The organism is Marivivens donghaensis, assembly GCF_011806565.1.
Taxonomy (GTDB): Bacteria; Pseudomonadota; Alphaproteobacteria; order Rhodobacterales; family Rhodobacteraceae; genus Marivivens; species Marivivens donghaensis_A.
Genome location: NZ_JAATOP010000004.1, coordinates 219814 through 237459 on the forward strand (window position 1 = coordinate 219814; position 17646 = coordinate 237459).

Sequence of the window (17646 nt, forward strand, 5' to 3'; positions counted from 1 at the left end):
TCCCAATGAAAATGATCCCGCTTGGGAACACCGATGTCATGGTTTCGGACCTCTGCCTCGGTACGATGACCTATGGCACCCACACGCTTGACGAAGATGCGCACCGCCAGATCGACATGAGCCTCGACGCTGGTATCAACTTCCTCGACGTGGCCGAGATGTATCCGGTCAATCCGGTGAAGAAAGAAACCGCTGGCATGTCCGAAGAGACGCTGGGCCGTTGGTTCACCAAGACCGGTCGCCGCGAAGAGGTCGTGCTTGCCACCAAAATCTCCGGGGACAGCGCGATCCTGCGTCCGGGTGGTTTCAGCAAGGCCAATATGCGCGAAGCGGTTGAAAACTCGCTGCGCCGTCTGGAGACCGACTACATCGACCTCTACCAGCTGCACTGGCCGAACCGTGGAAGCTACGCATTCCGCCAGAACTGGACCTTCGATCCGTCCAAGCAGGACAAGGAAGCCGAGTGGGCGAACATGATCGGCGTCATGGAAGCGGCCAAGGAACTGGTTGCAGAGGGCAAGATCCGCCACATGGGTCTGTCGAACGAAAGCGCATGGGGCACGATGAAGTGGCTTGATGCGGCCGAAGAAACCGGCGGCCCGCGCATGGTATCGATCCAGAACGAATACTCGCTGCTCTACCGCATGTTCGACACCGACATGGCCGAAGTTTCGGTCCACGAGGACGTCACGCTGCTGTCCTATTCGCCGCTGGGCTGCGGCCTGCTGACGGGTAAGTACCAGAACGGCGCGCTGCCGGAAGGCTCGCGGATGTACATTAACGGGGACCTCGGTGGCCGCAAGACCGACCGCGTGTTCGATGCAACGCAGGCGTACCTCGATATCGCGGCAAAGCATGGCCTCGATCCGGTGCAGATGTCGCTGGCGTGGCAGGCGACCCGTCCGTTCCCGATCTCGGCGATCTTCGGCGCGACCAATGTCGGTCAGCTCGAAGTTATCCTCGCAGGCAAGGATCTCGTTCTGTCGCAGGACGTGCTGGACGACATCGAGGCAGCGCATAAAGCGTGGCCGCTGCCTTACTAATCGAGCTCCCGACCGAGGCGCGCCACAGCGTGCGCCTCGTCATCGTTCTTGAAGAACGGAATATCCTCGGGCGGGCCGTCATTGCTGATGGTCCGCTCGAGCTCCGCTAGCACCACTTCGGTGATGAACGGCAGGTCGTACTGACGCGCGTTCTCCAGCGGCACCCACTGCAAATGCTCCAACTCGTCCTCCGCCCGCGAAAAATCGTCAGGGTCGGTCGCGAGGCGTTCGGCATCTGCCACAAAGAACCGCGCATCAAAACGGCGAGGGCGGCCTTGCGGCGTCACGGCGCGGAAGAAATAGGTGAGGGCGGAGGCGTCGGGCAGATACCCCGCCTTCGCAAAGCCGCGCCATCCCTGCGGCGCATCCGGCCAGTCGCCCGTCTGCCCGATGATGTGGCCGGTTTCTTCCCACAGCTCGCGGATCGCGGCGGCGGCGAGCGTGTGAGGGCTGGCGCTGCTCGCCTCCATCAGGCGCTTTTCACAAACCGGAGTCAGGGGTGCGGAAAATGGCACCGTGCTGTCGTTCGGATCGACCGCTCCGCCGGGGAAGACGAATTTTTTCGGCATAAAAACCGCGCCTTCGCCCCGCTGGCCCATCAAAACGGATGGGCGTGTATGGCGGTCGCGCACGATGATAATCGTGGCGGCGTCGCGAATTGTGGTCTTGTCGATGGTCATCGCCCCTCCCGTTCAGGATGAGGCGCTGGCTCCGAAACCGTGCATGCGCTTGGCCCATTGGATCGCAACGATCAGGCCCTTCATCCTCGGCAAAAGGTAGAGTGAAAGCGCAACGCATCCAACCGTGAAAATGGTGGCCAGCACCAGCGGTTCGGGGCGGAATTTTTCGAAAACCCACAGGATCGTCGGGGCCATCAGGTGGCCCACGATCAGGATGGTCAGATAGGCAGGGCCGTCATCCGCGCGGTGGTGCGACAGCTCTTCCTGACAGGAGGGGCAGCGGTCGGTCACTTTGAGGTAGCCGGTAAACATATGTCCTTCACCGCAGTTGGGGCAACGGCGGCGCAGTCCACGCAAAAGCGCGGTCTTCATGGGGCGTTCTTCCAGATCGGTCATGGCGGCGAATGTCATCCGGTTCTCCTGCGGTTCAACCCAAATGCTATTTCTTGGCTGCAAAATAAAGGGGGCAGACCGTCGCCGCGTCCGGATGTCGCAAACCTCCGCTGATTTGCGGGTGTGTGAAAAAAATTTGGGTCAATGCGACGGAAGTCGTAGGCACCCCCGTTCTAAGGGCACCTTGGGAGTTGAGGCCCGGGGTTCAGACAACCTCGAAAGGGAACAAAATGAAGAACAAGATCGTATTCGCATCCGTCGTTGCCGCTCTGCTTGGAACTGCTGCTTTCGCTGCTGGCCCGAACGGTATGCGTGGTCACGCGCCGATGGACTTTGCGACCCTCGATGTGAACGGCGATGGTTCGGTGACACTCGAAGAGCTAGAATCGATCCCCGGCACCAAGTTCGCCGAAGCCGACACCGATGGAGACGGTGTGCTGTCGCAAGCTGAACTCGAAGCCATGGTTTCGGCGCAGATGGCCGAAATGGCCACCAACCGCGCCGCCATGATGCTGGAGCGCATGGACACTGACGGCGACGGCGCCCTGTCGGCTGACGAAATGCAGCCCGCAGATGGTCGCGGTCCGGCTGCCATGTTCGACCGTGTCGACGCGGATGGCGACGGCGTTCTGACCGAAGAAGAATTCGCAGCGGCTGCCGAGCGTATGGGCGGTCACGGCGGTGAGCGCGGCAAGGGCCACGGCCCGCGCGGCGGTGATCACGCTGAGCGCGGCGAAGGTCATGGCCCCCGCGGTCAGGCCGACACTGACACTGAAACCACTGAGTAACACCAATAGACAATCGGCGGTGCTTGCGCCGCCGATTGCGCCGGAGCGTGAAGACGTTTAGCTCTGACGGACGATGGATATGGCCTTTGACCACTTTGCCGGTGCGCCCGATGAGGCACTTCTGGTCGCCTTTGCAAACGGCGATCAGGCCGCTGCCCGTTTGCTGGCGACACGGCTCGCGCCGCGCGCGATCGGCCAGGCGTTCCGTTTGCTCCACGACAGGGCCGAAGCCGAAGACGTCGTTCAGGAAGCGATGCTGCGCCTTTGGCGGGTCGCACCCGAATGGCGGCAGGGCGAAGCGCAGGTGTCGACGTGGCTCTACCGCGTTGTCGGCAACCTTTGCATCGACCGCCTGCGCAAACGCAAACGCTCGGTGGGCATAGACGAGATAGCGGAACCGGCTGACGATACGCCGTCGGTTTCGGACCGGATGCAGGACAATGCTCGGCTTCAGGCGCTCTCTGACGCGCTGGCCGAGATGCCGGACAGGCAGGCGCAGGCCGTGTCGCTCAGGCATCTGGAAGGTCTCGGCAATCCCGAGATTGCCGAGATTATGGAAATCAGCGTCGAGGCTGTAGAAAGCCTTACGGCGCGAGGAAAACGGACGCTCGCCAAGATACTGGCGGGCCGTAAGGCGGAACTGGGGTTTGGCAATGACTGACAAACACGACCACTTAGATGATTTCGAACTGGACGCCCTTTTTGCGAGTGCGCGAAAGGCCGACCCCGAACCGTCGCCGGATTTCATGGCGCGGCTCTTCGGCGACATCGACATGGTGTCTGCCGAAGTCCCACCTGCCGACGCGGTGCGTGGAGGTCTTTTCGCGTCGATCTGGGATGCCGTTGGCGGCTGGATCGGGGCGAGCGGGCTGGCTGCCGCAACTGCGGCGGGGGTCTGGGTCGGTGTTGTTTCTCCGTCCTCGCTTGATAATGTGACGAACGCGTTTTTTGGCGATAGCGTGTCTGTCTCGCTCTTTGCGAGCGAGGATGTCTTGGGAGTCGATGGCTGAAAATGACCGAGAAACCTAAATCCCGTATGCGTCTGGGACTGCGTATCCTGCTGATCGCATCGCTCGCGCTGAACATGATGATTATCGGTCTGGTTGTCGGCGGGATCGCGAAGGGCAAGCCCCCGCGTTCGTTCAGTGGCGGCTACGGTTTCAGCCTTGGCGCTGTCGGTGCCGCGCTGGATGAAGACGACCGCCGCGCGCTGCGCGATGACCTGCGCGGCCGTGAAGACCTGCGTCCCCCGCGCCGCGAAGACCTCAACGCTATGCGCGATGCCTTCACTGCCGCCATTATTTCCGAACCCTTTGATCGTTCGGTGCTTGAGGCGCTCTTTACCGAGCAGCGTGACCGCCAGTTCGAGGTCATGCAAGCAGGGCAGGAGGCGATGCTTGATCGTTTGGACCAGATGTCCGCCGACGAGCGCAAAGCCTTCGTCGAGCGCTTGAACCGCCGCGACTGGGGGCGTGGTGGCCCCGATCGGGACGATCACTAAACTTACGCGGCCGTGACGAGGGTGACCTTGTTGCGGCCCATTGATTTGGAACGATAGAGCGCGTCATCGGCACGCGACATCACGGTGGTAAAGTCCTTGTCCGCTGTTGTTCCCATCGCCACCCCGATCGACATGGTAACCCGTGCTTCACGTCCGCAAGGCAGCATGATCGGGGTGTCCTCGATATGATTGCGGACCCGCTCTGCAGTGCGCTGGGCGTTGTGGATGGATGTTTCCGGCATAGCGACGAGGAATTCTTCGCCCCCGATCCGCGCCACGAGGTCGAACGCGCGGACGTTGCTGCGGATACAGTCGGCCACAGTGCGCAGAACCTCATCCCCGCCGACATGCCCGAAGGTGTCATTCACCGTTTTGAAATGGTCAATGTCCAGCATCATCAGCGCAAAGTCCTGATCTTTCTGGTTCGCCCGTTCGGTCAGAGCGGTGAGGTAAGGCTGCGCATAGCGACGATTATAGAGGCCGGTGAGTTCGTCGGTGACAGCCGCCTCAAGCCCGGTGCGCACGGTATCGCGTAGCTTCTTCATGCGCGCGACGCGCTTCAGGAGCGCCTTGGTCCTGATCGCCAGCTCCGCCATCAGCGAATCTCGCATCGCGACATCATCGGCACCTAGATCAAGCACCATAGCGGCGAGGTTGCTGGCATCGTGCGGCAAAATAACGAGCTGCGCAGCGTGGCGGCTTTCGGGGCGGCTTCGAAGGTCGGCAATCAGTTGGAAAAGCTGTCCGTCGTTGCTCATCCCGTCGGCGTGGCGGCTGTCGATGATGAAAAGATCGGGACGCTCGGTGTCTGAGCCTGCCTGATGCACCTGCTCGGGTGACAGCAGTTTCACCTGCGTTCCCAAGGCTTGCGACATCGCGCGGGACAGTCCTATCGTCGTCGGAGACGCAACGCCGACGACCGCGACCTTGTTCGGCAGGATCAGGGGCTCGGACACCTCGGCGAAACCGAACGCCTGACTGGTTTCATTGCGCAGGCGCAGCTCCGCGTCGGCTTCGCTGGCTCTGAGCAGACTGCGGATGCGCGCATGAAGGAGCATGTCGGAGAGCGGGCGAGGGAGGACTTCGTCGACGCCGAGTTCCAGCGCCTTCAGTCGCAATTCAGGGGAGGAAATATTGCCGATGCCGATGATCGGCACCTTCACGTTGCCATCTCGGCCAATCCGCGAATTGCAGAGCGCCTTCAGACCGTTACAGTCGCTCACATCGGCCAGCACGAGGTCAATCGGCACCTCATCCATGACGCGCCGCGCCTCGTTGATCGACGCGCAGGGATAAACGCTGTAGTGGGCACAGCAGAGTTTGACCTTGAGAACGATGCGGTTCGTCGCCACGCTGTCGAGAATGAGAATCCGACCTGACATAAAGGTCTCCTAAGGTGCGTTTGAAGCACTCTCGGGCAAAAGAGTTAAGAAACAGTTTCCCGCAGACGGAGAATGGGAATGAAACGTGAACAGGGCGAAACGATTGCCTTGCAGGCGCTGGCTTGGCTGGCGAGCAACGAAGAGCTGATGCCGATCTTTATGGGATCGACCGGCGTGTCGGTCGATGACGTTAAAAATCAGGCGGGTCAGCCCGAATTTCTACTGTCGGTGCTGGAGTTCATCACGATGGACGACAAGTGGATCGTGGACTGCTGCGACGCGCTGAACGTGCCCTACACGACCTTAATGGAAGCCCGCGCCGCACTGCCCGGCGGCCAACACATGCACTGGACCTAAACTATGCCGATCCACGGAATCATCTTCGACAAAGACGGAACGCTCTACGATTTCAACGCAACGTGGGGCGCTTGGACCAAAAGCCTACTGGAGCAGGAGGCCGAGGATGCGGCGCACGGCGCGACGCTTGCTGATGTGCTCGGCTTCGATCTGGAGAACGAGACGTTCCGCAAGGACAGCATCGTCATCGCGTCGACAGCGGACGAGGTTTCGCAGGTCCTATTACCGCTCATTCCCGAAGAAAAGCGCGACAACTTTATGGACCGCCTGAATGCGCTGGCCGCGGTCGCGCCGCAGGTGGAGTCCGTGCCTTTGTCGGACTTCTTGAGCGAACTCAAAGGCATGGGGCTCAAGGTCGGGGTCGCGACGAATGACGGCGAAAGCTCTGCGCTTGCTCATCTGGGCCGGTCGGGCGTCGCGTCTGGTTTCGATTTCATTGCGGGCTATGACAGCGGGTTCGGCGGCAAGCCCGAGACAGGACAACTGCTTGCCTTCTGCGATCAGGTCGGTGTCGCGCCGGAACATTGCGTGATGGTGGGCGACAGCACGCATGACCTTGAAGCGGGGCGCAAGGCGGGGATGAAGGTCGTGGCGGTATTGACGGGCATCGCAGAAGAGCCCGAGCTGGCGCCTCACGCCGATGCAGTTCTGCCGTCGATTGGCGATCTGGCGGAGTGGGTGCGTGCTCAGCCCTGACCGATCAGGCGCAGGGTGAGGTCAGCAGCGCGTCGCGAGCGGCTGTTGATTTCCTCATCTTTGAGCAACGGTACCGAGCCAATGACGCGGCGGATTTGCAGGTCGCCGATCAGAAGGTCGTAGTAAATCTCTGCCGCTTCTTCGGGCGTGCCGTCTTCGATGAAACGGCCGAAAATCTGGGTGAGGAGGGGGATGATCGACGCGCGGCCCGCGTCGGCCAACGTGCGCCCCAGCATCCCCGTATCATGCACGTCACCGGCTGCCGCGCGGTTCAGAACCACGGCGCGTTGGCCGGTGAGGGTGTTCAGAAGCTCAGGTCCGAAAGCCAGCAGAATGTCCGGTAGCGAGGCGTCATCAGTCAGCGCGGATTGCAGCTGTTCGAGCGAAGTTTCGGCGTTCCGCTCGACCATCGACAGGAACAGGCCCTGCTTGTTCCCGTACCATTTATAGAGCGTCTCGTTTGACGCTTTGGCCCGTTTCGCCACTTCAAGCATCGAGGTCGCCTTGTATCCCTTGAGCGCCAGCAAGCCATAGGCTGCCGTCTCGATCTGGATACGTCGTTCGGCCTGTTTTTCTTGGTGCATCATGTGCTCCTGCCCGCATTGCTCGAAGTGTAACGAGGTATACGGTTCACCATCAAGAAAACGGCGGGCAGGTCATACGAATGCCCCGTGACTAGCCTTTCAGACAGGCGGAAAGGGCATTCGCCGTGTCCAGAATTATGGCAGTTGCCTGATGTCCGTCAGCGGGCAGCGCCGCGCCGAGCGGATCTACCACGGCAAAGCTGACATCCTGTCCTTCGCCCACCAGTTCGGCCCACCCGAGGTTGGTCTGGGTGTCGGTCAGAATGCACGTCACGCCTTCCTCCGCCACGCGGTCCTTAAGGGCGGCAAGGTGCGCAGCGCCGGGGTTCGAGGCATCGGACAACGCAATCATGCCGGTCGAGGGCATGTCGAAAGCGGCCTCGAAATACTGGAACCCGTCGTGGGACACGACGTATTTGCCGTCCTTCAAGTCTGCCAGCAATGCGGCGGCTTCTGCGTTGGCGGCATCGACCTCGGTCACAAAGGCGGCGGCGTTGTCGCGATAGGTCTCTGCGTTGTCCGGATCGGTCGCGGAAAGGGTGTCGGCGACGATGCCGGCCCAAGCAATCAGGGTGTCCGGCGACAGCCACGCGTGCGGGTCGAGGTCGCCGTGATCATGGTGGTCGTGGCCTTCTTCCTCGTCATGGAAATCGCGCATTGGAAGCGGTTCCCACCCTTCCGCGTGCAGGAATTCGACGCTTGTTGCATCGGCTGCCAGCGACTCGACGGGCGCTTCGAGGAACGGCGTTAGCCCTTCGCCGACCCAGAACACGATGTCCGCGTTGGTCAGCATCCGCGCCTCGGACGGGCGCATGGCATAGTCGTGCGGGCTGGCACCGGGCGGGAGCAGAACGCCGACCTCCGCACTGGTGCCCGCAACGGCCTCGACCAGCGAACGCACGGGCGCGATATCGGTCACAATCGTCAGCGGATCAGCACTGGCAGTGGTGGCGAGCAGGGCGAAAACAGCGGACATACGAATCATCTTGGGCCTCTTGTGTTGCGGACAAGCGGTGGGTATAAAGGCAGTGTTATAGTATAACAAGTGCGCAAATGACAGAACAGATCAGCGGCTTCGTTCCGCACGACCATCACCATTGCATCACCTCGGCGCTGGATACGGCTGCCGACCAATGCCGCGAGCGCGGTGTTCAATTCACCCCCGTCCGCAAGCGTGTGCTGGAGATTTTACTCGAAGCGCATACAGCGATGGGTGCGTACGATGTGCTCGCGCGTCTGGACGCCGAAGGGCTGGGCTCCAAGCCGCCCGTGGCCTATCGTGCGCTGTCTTTTCTGGTGGAGCAGGGCTTTGCCCACCGGATCGAAAAGCTGAACGCCTTTGTCGCTTGCTCGCACCCCGCCGCCACGCACAGTCCCGCTTTCATGATCTGCCGCTCGTGCAACACAGTGGCCGAGGCCGACATGCCCGAGACGTTCGGCGCGCCTGCGGAGCAGGCGGGCTTTACTATCGAAAAGACCGTGATCGAGGCCGAGGGCATCTGCCAGAACTGCAAGGACTCCGAATGAGCCTGATTTCCGCTCGCGGTCTGACGGTGCGCCACGGCGCGCAAACCGTTCTGCAAAACGTAGATTTCGATATCGACAGCGGTGAGATCGTCACCATCGTTGGCCCCAACGGGTCAGGTAAGTCGACGCTACTCCGTGCACTGATCAATGCGGCGAAACCCTCCGCAGGGTCGGTCAAACACAAGCACGGGCTGCGAATCGGCTATGTGCCGCAAAAGCTCCACGTCGATGCAACGCTGCCGATGACCGTGCGCCGTTTCCTCGACCTGCCGCGCCGTGTGAGCGATGTGGAAGCAGAGGCCGCGCTGGAGCGCACCGGCGTGCCGGAGCTGATCAAACGTCAGCTCGACGGTCTGTCGGGCGGGCAGTTGCAACGTGTCCTGCTGGCCCGCGCTCTGCTGGGTGCGCCCGATATTCTGTTGCTCGACGAAGCCACGCAGGGCCTCGACCAACCTGGCGAGGCGGCGTTCTACCGACTGATCGAGGACGTCCGGAACCAGATGGGCTGCGCTATTTTGATGGTCAGCCACGAGTTGCACGTCGTCATGAGCGCCTCCGACCGCGTCATTTGCCTGAACGGTCACGTCTGCTGCGAAGGCACGCCCGAGGTCGTCTCTGCCGCGCCTGCGTATCGCCAGTTGTTCGGCACGGGGACGGGCGGCGCGCTGGCGCTCTACCGTCACGACCACGACCATTCGCACGACTGCGCGCATGATCACGACCACCACGAAGGGCACCACCACTGATGCTGGACGATTTTCTCATCCGCGCCATTCTGGCGGGCGTCGGTGCCTCGGTCGCGGCGAGCCTTCTGGGCTGTTTCGTCGTCTGGCGCCGCATGGCGTACTTCGGGGACGCGACCGCGCACGCGGCGATCCTCGGCGTGGCGCTGTCGCTCGCGTTCGGCTTCTCCACCCTGATCGGCGTGAGCGCTGTGGCGCTGCTGATGGCATTGTCGATCTTTGCGCTGACCAACCGCCAGATCGCGGTCGACACGATCCTTGGCGTTCTGGCGCATGGAGCGTTGGCGACCGGCCTTGTGGCGATTTCCTTGGTGCCGAGCGCACGCATCAACCTTGAAAGCTACCTGTTCGGGGACGTGCTGATCGTCGGCAAAACCGACCTCGCCGTCATCTGGATCGGCGCTGCACTAGTGGCTCTTGTTATATGGAGGCAGTGGTCGCGAATGCTGACCGCGACGCTCTCGCCAGAACTGGCCTATGCTGCGGGCATCGATCCGAAGCGCCAACAAATCATCCTGACGCTACTCCTTGCTGCCGTGGTCGCCGTGGCCATCAAGGTGATCGGAGCGCTACTCATCACCGCGCTGCTGATCGTTCCCGCCGCGACCGCCCGCAACCTGTCGCGCACGCCCGAAGCGATGGCTTTTGCCTCTATCGGCTTCGGTGCGGCCAGTGCGGTCGGCGGGATCGGCCTGTCGTTTCAAGCCGACACGCCCGCCGGTCCATCTATCGTCGTGGTCTCGGTCGTGTTCTTTGCGGCGGCGCTGTTCGTGCGCCGCCTGCGGGGGCTTTAAGCGGCCTGCGACGTGACCTGTTGGGCCAGCAGGTTCTCGGCAATCTGAACCGCGTTGAGCGCCGCGCCCTTCAGCAGTTGGTCGCCCGAAATGAACATCGCGATGGTCTGGCCCGTGGGGTCGATCAGATCGGTGCGGATGCGGCCGACAAGGACATCTTCAATGCCGCTTGCCTCGCAAGGCATCGGAAAGTGGTTGTTCTCGATGTCATCGACGACCCGCACACCCGGCGCATTCGACAGCTTGTCACGCACGGATTCCGGCGACACGAAGCCGTCGAAACGGACCGACAGCGCGATGGAGTGCGCGCGCAGCACAGGCACGCGAACGCAGGTGATGCCGACAGGAAGACGGGGCAGGCCGAGGATGCGGCGCGTCTCGGCAATCACCTTGGTTTCTTCGCCATTGTAGCCCGTTTCGGGGTCGATCTCGGCGTTGTGGCTGAAGAGGTTGAAGGCCATCGGGTGCGGCATGATCTGCTGCTCGAACGGCTCTTCGTTGACGGCGGCGGCGGTCGCTTGTCGCAGCTCGTCCATCGCGGCAGCACCTGCGCCGGATGCGCTCTGATAGGTGACCATGTTCAGGCGCGTGATCGCCCAGCAGCGTTGCAGCGGTGCGAGCGCGGTCGTGGCGATTGCGGCGACACAGTTGGGGTTGGCGATTATGCCGGCGTGAGGCGCGATGGTGCCGCCGTTGGCTTCGGGCACGATCAGCGGAACGTTCGGGTCCATGCGGAACGCGGACGAGTTGTCGACCACGACTGCACCCGCAGCGACAGCCAGAGGAGCGTACTTGCGAGACACCGAAGCACCTGCGGAGAAGAACACGATGTTGCAGCCATCGAAGCTGCGCTCGGTCAGTTCCTGAACCAGCACATCGCTGCCACGGAAGGGCAGGTGCTGACCGGCAGAGCGGGCCGAGGCGAGCAGACGCAGTTCGCCCACCGGAACATCGCGGCTTTCAAGGCAGTTGATAATTTCGATACCCACAGCGCCGGTTGCGCCGACAACGGCGATCACTGGCAAGGGTGGAATGGATTGCTGTACGTTCATGGGTCTCTCCGGCAGGCTGGCGGGAGGAGGACGGGGAACGCTGTGATTATCTTGCTTTCAACCCCGTCCGGCTCCGGCGGGGTTGGTTTCGCTTAGATCGTGACATCCGACCACGCGAAACGCACCCCCGCCGAAGCGGTGGTCATTTTGGTGGTCATGGTTTTGTTCATCAGGATCGTCATGGCGTTTGGTTAGCCGAAGAGCGGCGCGCAATGCAAATATTATTTTCGCATTGCGCGCGGCTGCGCTCAGACCTCGGTCCAGATGGTGACGGGGCCATCGTTGATCAGGGACACCTGCATGTCGGCGCCGAAGCGGCCGCAGGCGGCCTGGATGCCGAGTTTAGCAACCTCGTCCTTGAACATCTCGTAAAGGCGCTCGCCCTCGGCGGGGCGGGCGGCAGTGGAAAATCCGGGGCGGTTGCCGCGCGAGGTATCTGCGGACAGGGTGAACTGGCTGACGATGAGGGCGCTGCCGCCCACGTCGACGAGCGACTTGTTCATCTTGCCTGCTTCATCCTGAAAGATACGCATTTTCGAGAGCTTAGCAGCCAGTTTGGCGGGAAGCTCGTCGGTGTCGCCTTCCATGGCGCAGACCAGAACGAGCATGCCATGGCCGATCTCGCCGACCACTGCGCCGTCGATTGTTACGGATGCTTCGGAAACGCGCTGGACAAGTGCTCTCACAGTTCGTTGCTCCACGGCGGGTTCGCACCCGCGCGGCTGACGGTGATCGCGGCAGAGCGGTTGCCGAGGCTCAATGCGGCCTTGATCGTGTCTTCATCCAGCGACGCGATGTCGTCCTTCGACAGCTTGCCAGCCGACTGGAGCGAGGCCAGAACACCTGCGTTGAACGTGTCACCGGCGCCGACGGTATCAATGACTTCGACCTTGTTGGCAGGCACGAAGACGACGTTATCGGCGGTGATTCCGTAGGAGCCGTTCGCGCCTTCGGTGATGCAAACCAGCTTCGGACCCTTGGCGATGATCTTGCGGGCGTTCTCAATCAGGTCGCCTTCGCCGACGAGCCAGTTCAGGTCCTCGTCGGACAGCTTGATGATGTCGCAAGCTGCGGTCATGCGCTCGATACGGGCGCGGTAGGCCGCTTCGTCGCGAATGAATCCGGGGCGGATGTTGGGGTCCATCATGATGACGCGCTTGGGGGCTTCGCGCAGGCAAAGCGCCTCGTAAGTCGCACCGCAGGGCTCGACGGGCAGGGAGATGCCGCCGAAGAACATCGCATCAGCGGTGACTTCGTTCGGCAGGTCCTCGATGGCGAGCAGACGTCCAGCGGTGCCTTCGTCATAGAACGCGTAGGTCGCTTGACCGTTGACCAGTTTGACGAACGCGACTGTCGACGGACGATCAGCCAGAACGACGTTCGAGATGTCGACCTTGGACGCCTTCAGCGTGTCGGTCAGAACCTCGCCCATCATGTCTTGGGCAATGCCTGAAAAGAAGCCGACCTGCGCGCCGAGACGGCCAAGCGCAATCGCGGTGTTGAAGACGGCGCCGCCTGCGTAGGGGGCGTAACATGCCTCGCCTTCGGTCGAAGTGCGGGGCAGCATGTCGATAAGGGCTTCACCACAGCACAGGATCATTTTGGCCTCTTTCTGGTAGCGATAACGGTTTCGCCGTGGGTGCCGTGAAACGACCTGCCAGTCAAGCGTTACTGCATGTATTCGGCGTAGTAGGCGACTCCACCGACGGCCAGTGCGACAACGAGCACCGCAAAGGCGATCTTGATCGCCGAATAGGGCCGCTCGCCTTTTACCTTGCCGGTCTGTCCGTTGACGACAAAGCGGTAAGATTTGCCTTTGTAGCGATAGGCCGCGAGCCAGATCGGCAGCAGGACGTGCTTGAAGGTGATGTCGCTGTGCACCGTATCCATCGAGCTAATGCGCTGGTGGTCGCCGCCGATGTCGCGTTCGATATCGCGGCGGATCTGGTGTTCCATGACCTTCTTGGCGTTCTGGAAACCCTCATCCAGTTGGATCTGGTAGCCCTCGGCGTTGAAGCCGGCGAGGAAGTTCGGGTCGTAGGGCTTGAGCGACTTCAACTCCCACGGCTCCAGCGCGTCGGTGTGTTTGCGCGGCAGGGAGTTCGACGCAAGGATCAGAACGTCATCGAAGAAGCGCTTTACGCGGCCCGAGGCATGGCTCCAGCGGGTGTGGCGTTGCTGGTAGGTTTCGGTCTTGCCGTTCACCGTGCGTGTTTCTGTGGTGTAGTAGTCATCGCCGCGCTGGCCCGTGTATTTGGTGCGTGTGTCGGCATCGTAGGTCCAGAACGGCACATAGACGCCGTTCATCTTGCGGCCCTTGCGGGCGTATTCGGTCAGACCGCTCGGCGCGAACCAGAGACGGCCCATCCATTTGTTCATAGCGGCGTGCGCTTGCGGCTCGTCCAGTAAGAACGGCAGCAGGCCTTGCGGTTTGATCTGACGATGCAAGCCTGTGTCGGTCACAACGGGGGTGGCGCAGAACGGGCAGGTGGTTGCGTGATCCTTTTCGTGAATTTCGATCTGCGCACCGCAATTGGGGCAGGGGCTGATCCGCACCTCCTCGATCTCGTGAGGCAGGAGCTGTTCGCTCATGGCCGCATTGAAATCGAGCTCTCGGATCGGTTCGGCGTATTTCTCGAGGCCCTTTTCGACGACCTCGGTATGACCGCAGAAATCGCAGATCAGACGGTTCTGGCCCGGATCGAAACGCATGTCTGCGCCGCAGCTCGGGCAAGGGAAGCGGTGTTGTTCTTCGACCATCTGATCGCTCCGTTATGCGCGGACGTTCGGCTCGTTTCAGACTGCGGGCGGCGGAGGCGGAGGGGGCGGTGCCACAGTGAACAGCTGAGCGAGTTCCGCGATGTCGCCTGCTTTGGTCCAGCCGGACATGCCCGCCGACCACACGAGCGTTTCGCGGGTCAACTGTCCACCGCCAGCCATACGGCCAAGGTCGGCGCGGCTGAACGGGCCGGTGGTCGCGCCGTTTTCCGCGATGTGCCAGACGGTTTCAACCGGCGGAGGCGGCGGAGCGGCGGGGGCGGCGGCTTGCGGCTGCTGCTGGCCGCCCATCGGACCCCACGGTCCCATGTTCATGCCCATCGCCATACCCATGCCGGCGCCCATACCCTGACCCATCGCGTTACCTGCGGCGGAGTTCGGGTTGTTCATGGCCTCGGCGGCGCGCCACTTCATATGGTCGTCGAGGTTACCAGCGATGCCGCGCGATGTGCGGGCGTCGAGCGCTTTTTCCACGTCCTCGGGGAGGCTGATGTTTTCAATATAGAATTCGGGGATCGACAGGCCGTATTGCGCAATCGTCGGCGCGATGGCGTTCGCGACCAGATCGCCGACATCCTTGGTGTTAGCGGCCATGTCCAGTACGGGAATTTCGCTCGACGCGATGGCGCGGCTGAATTCCTGAACGATCACGTTGCGGATCTGGAAGCTGATCTCGTCCGAGGTAAACTCGCCGTCCGTGCCAACGATTTCGCGCAGGAACAGGCCCGGATCGGCGACTTTGATGGCATAGGTGCCGAAGGCGCGGATGCGGACGGGGCCGAACTCCGGATCGCGCATCATGATGGGGTTTTTGGTGCCCCACTTCTGGTCGCCGAAGCGGGTGGTGTTGACGAAGTAGATCTCGCTCTTGAACGGCGACTTGAACCCGTGGTCCCAGTGCTGGAGCGAAGTCATCACCGGCATGTTGTTCGTCTCTAGCTGGTAGAGACCCGGCTGGAAGATATCGGCAAGCTGCCCTTCGTGCACGAAAATCGCGGCCTGACCTTCGCGGACCGTGAGCTTGGCACCGTACTTGATTTCGTGGCCGTAGCGCTCGAAGCGGTAGACCATCGTGTCGCGGGTGTCGTCGGTCCACTCGATGACGTCAATAAATTGACCGGACAGAAAATCCAGAATGCCCATACCAAAGGCTCCTCTTGCTCAGGTCGCGTTACCAGTAAGCTCACTCGCTATCCGGCGGACGATCGGGCCTGCCTCGTCGGCGGTCATGCCGACCCTCAAGCGTGAATCGTACAGTATCCGAAGTAGCATTTCATCGTATCCTGTTAGTAACGCGAACTCTTCATCGTCGTTAAAAATAGACGGACGGGCACGCGGACTATCATTCGTGAGCCCCATACCCTGCGCAAGTTCTTCGTGAACACAAGCCTGCTTCATCAGCGTCGGGTGTTCGGCGCGGATGATGGCGAGGGCCTTGTTGTAAGTGACGCCGTCCGGTTTGAACGTGCTGATCACGAGGCAAAGCTGTTCGCGGGGCAGGTTCAGCGCATAGTCGAGCGAGGAATGTTCGATGCCGGGTATCAGTTCGCGGATGCGCGCGGCGGCACCTTTGCGGTCGTCCTCGTCAAGGAACAGCACGTGGAAATTCGGGCGGCTGTTCGTCATGGTGATCGGCACGCCCGACAGGCTCGACAGGCGGCGGGTGTAGTCGTTCACCATCGCGTAGTCGGTGAACTGGTCTTCGCTAGCGACATTCGCGCCGAATTCGACCGCCATGCGGATCGGGTTTTCCCAGCGGCGTAGCGCGGTTGCGGTCGCTTGGGCCCGCAGGGTGGTGCCGTCGCTGGTGTATTCGTCGTGCAGAGCCACGTCGATGAACCCGGTCGCCAACTGCGTATCGGTGAACGGCGTATCCACGCTGCCGCCGTCCGTGCGCATCAGATGCTGGTTCACCAGATCGTTTTGCAGACGGCGGTAGTAGGTCGCAAGCTGGGTGCTGGCGGTCGATGCAGGGCGGGTGCTGATCGATACCGTTTGCGGCTGGGTGGTGGCGACCTCCGGACTCCGTGCCACGGCGGCACGCGGTACGGCCACGCTGTCGGGGGACAGGTTCGTACAGCTCGATAGCAGTGTGGTGACAAGTACTGCCGCGAGTCCGGTGGTTCTATTCATCAGGCGCCCGTCGAAGTTCCTTCGTTTGCCCTGCTACCATCGGCTTTCGACTTCGCGGATGCTAGTGCCGATTTCAGTTCGAGTTCCATCTTTTGCAAATCTGCCTCAGCGGCGGCACGTTTCCGCTTGCCTTCGTCGGCAATGCTGAGGCTCTCGTCGATGGTCGCGATGAGCGTGGCATTGGCGAGTTTGACAGCTTCGATGTCGAAGACGCCGCGCTCCATTTCGGTGCGGATAGTGGCGTTCGCCTGTTGGAGGTTCTTGGCGTTCGAGGTCAGCAATTCGTTCGTCAGATCGGTCGCCTCGCGCACGGCGCTGGCGGCTTCGGCGGATCGCTGGATGGTCACGGCCTGCGCCAGTTGGGTTTCCCACAGCGGCACAGTGTTGACGAGCGTCGAGTTGATCTTGGTCACGAGAGACTTGTCGTTCTCTTGCACCAGACGGATCGACGGCAGCGACTGCATTGTCACCTGACGGGTCAGTTTCAGGTCGTGCACACGGCGTTCGAGGTCATCGCGGGCGGCACGCAGATCGCGAAGCTCCTGCGCAACCATGACACCGTTTTCTTCTGATGCGGCCTGCACTTCGGCATCCTTTGTAGGGATAATGGTGCTGTCGAGCTCGGCCAGCTTTGCCTCGCCCGCCGCGATGTAGAGCGCCAGTTCGTCGTAGAATTCCAGCGTCTTGATATAGAGCTGGTCGAGGCTCTCGATGTCCTTGATCAGCTCGTGCTCGTGGCGGAGCAGGTCGCTGGTGATACGGTCGATCTGGCCCTGCACTTCCTCGTATTTGGCGACGAACTTGGCCATCGGCTTGGCCTTGCCCATCAGACGCTCCCAGAAGGACGGCTTGCGGTTGGGGTCCAGTTCGCTGACGGAAAATCCGCGGATGGTGGACACGATTTCGCGCAGGGAATTGCCCGCGGGGCCGACCTCTTGGTTCTTGACGCCGCTCAGCATGGCTTGCGAAATCTGCTGAAGCTCGGCCTGCGCGCGGCTGCCGAACCGCACAATGGAGTTGGTGTCCGTGATGTCGATTTCGGCCATGCGGCGCGAGATTTCGTCGGTCGTCGGCTGGTCCGCCTGATCGAGCGATACGGTGACGGCATTGGGCTCAGGCAGGACGGCGGCTGTCACTTTTTGCACTTCGGCCAAGGTGGCTTCGGCCTTTGCGCGGACGTTCTCGGACATCGTAT

22 protein-coding genes are annotated in these 17646 nt (G+C 61.7%); 10 read left to right on the forward strand and 12 right to left on the reverse strand.

The genetic code is table 11. The annotated features are described in order from the left end of the window. Nucleotides 1-5: 5 nt before the first annotated feature. On the forward strand, nt 6-1043 hold the full coding sequence (locus HCZ30_RS07995) for an aldo/keto reductase (protein ID WP_167637756.1): 1038 nt from the start codon (nt 6-8) through the stop codon (nt 1041-1043). On the opposite strand, the gene HCZ30_RS08000 is transcribed toward HCZ30_RS07995, so the two are convergent. Together HCZ30_RS08000 and HCZ30_RS08005 are read right to left on the reverse strand one after the other, a co-directional pair. After that, nucleotides 1040-1723, reverse strand: a complete 684-nt coding sequence (locus tag HCZ30_RS08000) for an NUDIX hydrolase (protein WP_167637757.1) — start codon at nt 1721-1723, stop codon at nt 1040-1042. The two genes, HCZ30_RS07995 and HCZ30_RS08000, sit on opposite strands and share 4 nt — an antisense overlap. 12 nt (nt 1724-1735) lie before the next feature. Continuing rightward, nucleotides 1736-2134, reverse strand: a complete 399-nt coding sequence (locus HCZ30_RS08005; RefSeq protein ID WP_167637758.1) for a DUF983 domain-containing protein — start codon at nt 2132-2134, stop codon at nt 1736-1738. 212 nt (nt 2135-2346) lie between these two features. Here HCZ30_RS08005 and HCZ30_RS08010 point away from each other — a divergent pair, with 212 nt between their 5' ends. The 4 genes from HCZ30_RS08010 (at nt 2347) to HCZ30_RS08025 (ending at nt 4405) form a co-directional block, all read left to right on the forward strand. Beyond that, nucleotides 2347-2904 (forward strand): EF-hand domain-containing protein, encoded by a 558-nt coding sequence (locus HCZ30_RS08010; protein ID WP_167637759.1) that lies wholly within the window; start codon nt 2347-2349, stop codon nt 2902-2904. 73 nt (nt 2905-2977) lie between these two features. Next, nucleotides 2978-3565: an RNA polymerase sigma factor gene (locus HCZ30_RS08015; protein WP_167637760.1), complete on the forward strand. Its 588-nt coding sequence runs from the start codon at nt 2978-2980 to the stop codon at nt 3563-3565. Continuing rightward, nucleotides 3558-3914 carry a hypothetical protein gene (locus HCZ30_RS08020; RefSeq protein WP_167637761.1) on the forward strand — a complete coding sequence of 119 codons (357 nt, stop codon included), beginning with the start codon at nt 3558-3560 and terminating at the stop codon, nt 3912-3914. Before HCZ30_RS08015 ends, HCZ30_RS08020 begins: the two co-directional genes overlap by 8 nt. 2 nt (nt 3915-3916) lie before the next feature. After that, nucleotides 3917-4405 carry a periplasmic heavy metal sensor gene (locus tag HCZ30_RS08025; protein WP_167637762.1) on the forward strand — a complete coding sequence of 163 codons (489 nt, stop codon included), beginning with the start codon at nt 3917-3919 and terminating at the stop codon, nt 4403-4405. A gap of 2 nt (nt 4406-4407) precedes the next feature. Here the strand turns inward: HCZ30_RS08025 and HCZ30_RS08030 are convergent, their stop codons facing one another. Next, the gene (locus HCZ30_RS08030; RefSeq protein ID WP_167637763.1) at nt 4408-5787 is read right to left on the reverse strand and encodes a diguanylate cyclase; all 1380 of its coding nucleotides are present in this window, start codon (nt 5785-5787) and stop codon (nt 4408-4410) included. Between the two features lie 78 nt (nt 5788-5865). Here HCZ30_RS08030 and HCZ30_RS08035 point away from each other — a divergent pair, with 78 nt between their 5' ends. Together HCZ30_RS08035 and HCZ30_RS08040 are read left to right on the forward strand one after the other, a co-directional pair. Continuing rightward, on the forward strand, nt 5866-6144 hold the full coding sequence (locus HCZ30_RS08035) for a DUF3572 domain-containing protein (protein ID WP_432442759.1): 279 nt from the start codon (nt 5866-5868) through the stop codon (nt 6142-6144). A 3-nt stretch (nt 6145-6147) separates the two neighbouring features. Further along, nucleotides 6148-6840, forward strand: coding sequence for an HAD family hydrolase (locus HCZ30_RS08040; protein ID WP_167637765.1), 693 nt, complete (start codon nt 6148-6150; stop codon nt 6838-6840). On the opposite strand, the gene HCZ30_RS08045 is transcribed toward HCZ30_RS08040, so the two are convergent. Next, a complete protein-coding gene (locus HCZ30_RS08045; protein WP_167637766.1) occupies nt 6831-7424 on the reverse strand; it encodes a TetR/AcrR family transcriptional regulator in 594 nt (197 codons plus the stop codon). The two genes, HCZ30_RS08040 and HCZ30_RS08045, sit on opposite strands and share 10 nt — an antisense overlap. A gap of 91 nt (nt 7425-7515) precedes the next feature. After that, complete coding sequence (locus HCZ30_RS08050) at nt 7516-8409, reverse strand: zinc ABC transporter substrate-binding protein (protein ID WP_167637767.1); 894 nt, start codon at nt 8407-8409, stop codon at nt 7516-7518. A gap of 68 nt (nt 8410-8477) precedes the next feature. Here HCZ30_RS08050 and HCZ30_RS08055 point away from each other — a divergent pair, with 68 nt between their 5' ends. Genes HCZ30_RS08055 through HCZ30_RS08065 form a run of 3 tightly spaced genes read left to right on the forward strand, consistent with a single transcriptional unit; the run spans nt 8478 to nt 10488 of the window. Beyond that, a complete protein-coding gene (locus tag HCZ30_RS08055) occupies nt 8478-8951 on the forward strand; it encodes a Fur family transcriptional regulator (RefSeq protein WP_167637768.1) in 474 nt (157 codons plus the stop codon). Further along, a complete protein-coding gene (locus HCZ30_RS08060; protein ID WP_167637769.1) occupies nt 8948-9697 on the forward strand; it encodes a metal ABC transporter ATP-binding protein in 750 nt (249 codons plus the stop codon). The genes HCZ30_RS08055 and HCZ30_RS08060 overlap by 4 nt, the downstream gene beginning before the upstream one ends. Then, a complete protein-coding gene (locus tag HCZ30_RS08065) occupies nt 9697-10488 on the forward strand; it encodes a metal ABC transporter permease (protein WP_167637770.1) in 792 nt (263 codons plus the stop codon). Before HCZ30_RS08060 ends, HCZ30_RS08065 begins: the two co-directional genes overlap by 1 nt. On the opposite strand, the gene HCZ30_RS08070 is transcribed toward HCZ30_RS08065, so the two are convergent. From HCZ30_RS08070 to HCZ30_RS08100, 7 genes are all read right to left on the reverse strand, one after another. Continuing rightward, nucleotides 10485-11540, reverse strand: a complete 1056-nt coding sequence (locus tag HCZ30_RS08070; RefSeq protein WP_167637771.1) for an aspartate-semialdehyde dehydrogenase — start codon at nt 11538-11540, stop codon at nt 10485-10487. The genes HCZ30_RS08065 and HCZ30_RS08070 overlap by 4 nt on opposite strands. A 248-nt stretch (nt 11541-11788) precedes the next feature. Continuing rightward, complete coding sequence (gene dtd / locus HCZ30_RS08075; protein WP_167637772.1) at nt 11789-12226, reverse strand: D-aminoacyl-tRNA deacylase; 438 nt, start codon at nt 12224-12226, stop codon at nt 11789-11791. After that, entirely contained in the window at nt 12223-13140 is a 918-nt protein-coding gene (locus tag HCZ30_RS08080; protein WP_167637773.1) for a carbohydrate kinase family protein, read from the reverse strand. Before HCZ30_RS08080 ends, dtd begins: the two co-directional genes overlap by 4 nt. A 68-nt stretch (nt 13141-13208) precedes the next feature. Then, nucleotides 13209-14300, reverse strand: a complete 1092-nt coding sequence (locus tag HCZ30_RS08085; RefSeq protein WP_167637774.1) for a zinc ribbon domain-containing protein — start codon at nt 14298-14300, stop codon at nt 13209-13211. Between the two features lie 36 nt (nt 14301-14336). Beyond that, a complete protein-coding gene (locus tag HCZ30_RS08090) occupies nt 14337-15461 on the reverse strand; it encodes an SPFH domain-containing protein (protein WP_167637775.1) in 1125 nt (374 codons plus the stop codon). Nucleotides 15462-15479: 18 nt separating this feature from the next. Next, complete coding sequence (locus HCZ30_RS08095) at nt 15480-16451, reverse strand: DUF2927 domain-containing protein (RefSeq protein ID WP_167637776.1); 972 nt, start codon at nt 16449-16451, stop codon at nt 15480-15482. Then, on the reverse strand, nt 16451-17641 hold the full coding sequence (locus HCZ30_RS08100) for a toxic anion resistance protein (protein ID WP_167637777.1): 1191 nt from the start codon (nt 17639-17641) through the stop codon (nt 16451-16453). Before HCZ30_RS08100 ends, HCZ30_RS08095 begins: the two co-directional genes overlap by 1 nt. Nucleotides 17642-17646 lie beyond the last annotated feature (5 nt).

Excerpts from the sequence above, each read along its gene's own strand:
- HCZ30_RS07995 (WP_167637756.1), top strand. The coding sequence starts at position 6 with ATGAAAATGATCCCGCTTGGGAACACCGATGTCATGGTTTCGGACCTC.
- HCZ30_RS08000 (WP_167637757.1), bottom strand. The coding sequence starts at position 1,723 with ATGACCATCGACAAGACCACAATTCGCGACGCCGCCACGATTATCATC.
- HCZ30_RS08005 (WP_167637758.1), bottom strand. The coding sequence starts at position 2,134 with ATGACATTCGCCGCCATGACCGATCTGGAAGAACGCCCCATGAAGACC.
- HCZ30_RS08010 (WP_167637759.1), top strand. The coding sequence starts at position 2,347 with ATGAAGAACAAGATCGTATTCGCATCCGTCGTTGCCGCTCTGCTTGGA.
- HCZ30_RS08015 (WP_167637760.1), top strand. The coding sequence starts at position 2,978 with ATGGATATGGCCTTTGACCACTTTGCCGGTGCGCCCGATGAGGCACTT.
- HCZ30_RS08020 (WP_167637761.1), top strand. The coding sequence starts at position 3,558 with ATGACTGACAAACACGACCACTTAGATGATTTCGAACTGGACGCCCTT.
- HCZ30_RS08025 (WP_167637762.1), top strand. The coding sequence starts at position 3,917 with ATGACCGAGAAACCTAAATCCCGTATGCGTCTGGGACTGCGTATCCTG.
- HCZ30_RS08030 (WP_167637763.1), bottom strand. The coding sequence starts at position 5,787 with ATGTCAGGTCGGATTCTCATTCTCGACAGCGTGGCGACGAACCGCATC.
- HCZ30_RS08035 (WP_432442759.1), top strand. The coding sequence starts at position 5,866 with ATGAAACGTGAACAGGGCGAAACGATTGCCTTGCAGGCGCTGGCTTGG.
- HCZ30_RS08040 (WP_167637765.1), top strand. The coding sequence starts at position 6,148 with ATGCCGATCCACGGAATCATCTTCGACAAAGACGGAACGCTCTACGAT.
- HCZ30_RS08045 (WP_167637766.1), bottom strand. The coding sequence starts at position 7,424 with ATGCACCAAGAAAAACAGGCCGAACGACGTATCCAGATCGAGACGGCA.
- HCZ30_RS08050 (WP_167637767.1), bottom strand. The coding sequence starts at position 8,409 with ATGATTCGTATGTCCGCTGTTTTCGCCCTGCTCGCCACCACTGCCAGT.
- HCZ30_RS08055 (WP_167637768.1), top strand. The coding sequence starts at position 8,478 with ATGACAGAACAGATCAGCGGCTTCGTTCCGCACGACCATCACCATTGC.
- HCZ30_RS08060 (WP_167637769.1), top strand. The coding sequence starts at position 8,948 with ATGAGCCTGATTTCCGCTCGCGGTCTGACGGTGCGCCACGGCGCGCAA.
- HCZ30_RS08065 (WP_167637770.1), top strand. The coding sequence starts at position 9,697 with ATGCTGGACGATTTTCTCATCCGCGCCATTCTGGCGGGCGTCGGTGCC.
- HCZ30_RS08070 (WP_167637771.1), bottom strand. The coding sequence starts at position 11,540 with ATGAACGTACAGCAATCCATTCCACCCTTGCCAGTGATCGCCGTTGTC.
- HCZ30_RS08080 (WP_167637773.1), bottom strand. The coding sequence starts at position 13,140 with ATGATCCTGTGCTGTGGTGAAGCCCTTATCGACATGCTGCCCCGCACT.
- HCZ30_RS08085 (WP_167637774.1), bottom strand. The coding sequence starts at position 14,300 with ATGGTCGAAGAACAACACCGCTTCCCTTGCCCGAGCTGCGGCGCAGAC.
- HCZ30_RS08090 (WP_167637775.1), bottom strand. The coding sequence starts at position 15,461 with ATGGGCATTCTGGATTTTCTGTCCGGTCAATTTATTGACGTCATCGAG.
- HCZ30_RS08095 (WP_167637776.1), bottom strand. The coding sequence starts at position 16,451 with ATGAATAGAACCACCGGACTCGCGGCAGTACTTGTCACCACACTGCTA.
- HCZ30_RS08100 (WP_167637777.1), bottom strand. The coding sequence starts at position 17,641 with ATGTCCGAGAACGTCCGCGCAAAGGCCGAAGCCACCTTGGCCGAAGTG.